The sequence below is a fragment of the Micrococcus sp. KT16 genome (assembly GCF_003315015.1).
GTDB classification, from domain to species: Bacteria; Actinomycetota; Actinomycetes; order Actinomycetales; family Micrococcaceae; genus Micrococcus; species Micrococcus luteus.
This window is the reverse complement of record NZ_QNRG01000032.1, coordinates 1-1,293: the sequence shown is the minus strand read 5'-3', so window position 1 is coordinate 1,293 and position 1,293 is coordinate 1. Positions and strand designations below refer to the sequence as shown.

Annotated in this window: 1 protein-coding gene; it reads left to right on the top strand. The window is 67.5% G+C overall.

Annotated elements, in window-relative coordinates; genetic code table 11:
• On the top strand, positions 1–1,260 hold a 1,260-nt coding region (locus DE149_RS11565), incomplete at its 5' end, for an IS256-like element ISMlu11 family transposase (RefSeq protein ID WP_113914521.1).
• Positions 1,261–1,293: the final 33 nt, after the last annotated feature.

Here is a 1,293-nt window from a genome sequence, read left to right as displayed (position 1 = left end):
TTCGCGCAGATCGACGCGGGCGGCGTCGAGCTCACCGGTGACGGCGGGTTCGTGCCCGCGCTGGTCAAGGCCGCGCTCGAGCGGGGCCTGCAGGCCGAGCTGACCAGCCATCTGGGCTACGAGAAGGGCTCGAGCGAGGCGCCGAAGCACGCCAACTCCCGCAACGGGACCACCCCGAAGACCGTGGAGTCCGAGGTCGGGCCGATCGAGCTGGACGTCCCGCGAGACCGGGGCGGGTCGTTCACCCCGCGCCTGGTGCCCAAGGGCCAGCGGCGCCTCGGGGGCCTGGATGACATGATCATCAGCCTCTATGCCGGCGGAATGACGATCCGGGACATCCAGCACCACCTGGCCTCCACGATCGGCACGGACCTGTCGCACGAGACGATCTCCAACATCACCGACGCCGTGAGCGAAGAGGTCCTGGCGTGGCAGTCGCGGCCGCTGGAGGAGTTCTATCCGGTGATCTATCTCGACGCAATCCGGATCAAGATCCGAGAGAACAGCCAGGTCCTCAACCGTGCCGCCTACATCGCCGTCGGCGTGGACCTCGAGGGCATCAAGCACGTGCTGGGGATCTGGGTCCAGGACACCGAGGGCTCGGCGTTCTGGGCCCACGTCTGCGCCGATCTCGCCAACCGGGGCGTGCAGGACGTGCTGATCGTGTGCTGCGACGGGCTCAAGGGCCTGCCGGAGGCGATCGAGGCGACGTGGCCGGACTCGATGGTCCAGACCTGCGTGGTTCACCTGATCCGGGCCGCGATGCGGTTCGTGGCCTACCAGGACCGCAAGAAGGTCGCCGCCGCGCTGAAGCCGATCTACACCGCCCCCAACGAAGAGACCGCGAGGAAGGCGCTGGCCGAGTTCGAGGCCTCCGAGCTCGGCACGAAGTACCCGTCTGCAGCCGCGACCTGGGCGAACTCCTGGGAGCGGTTCATCCCGTTCCTGCAGTTCCCACCCATGCTCCGCAAGGTCATCTACACGACCAACAGCATCGAGTCGCTGAACTTCCAGCTACGGAAGGTGACCAAGAACCGCGGCCACTTCCCCTCGACCGAGGCGGCGGTGAAGCTGCTCTGGCTGGCGATCTGCAACATCGAAGACAAACGCGCCGCCGAACGCGCTCGGGACCGGGGCAAACCCGCCGGCCAGCGCAAAGCCCAGGGCCGGCTCGTCGAAGGTCAGGCCGTCACGAACTGGAAGCAGGCCCTCGCCCAGCTCGCCGCGGCCTACCCCGACCGGATCAACCCCTACCTGTGACCACCCCGCTTACACAGACAAGTTGACACGCCC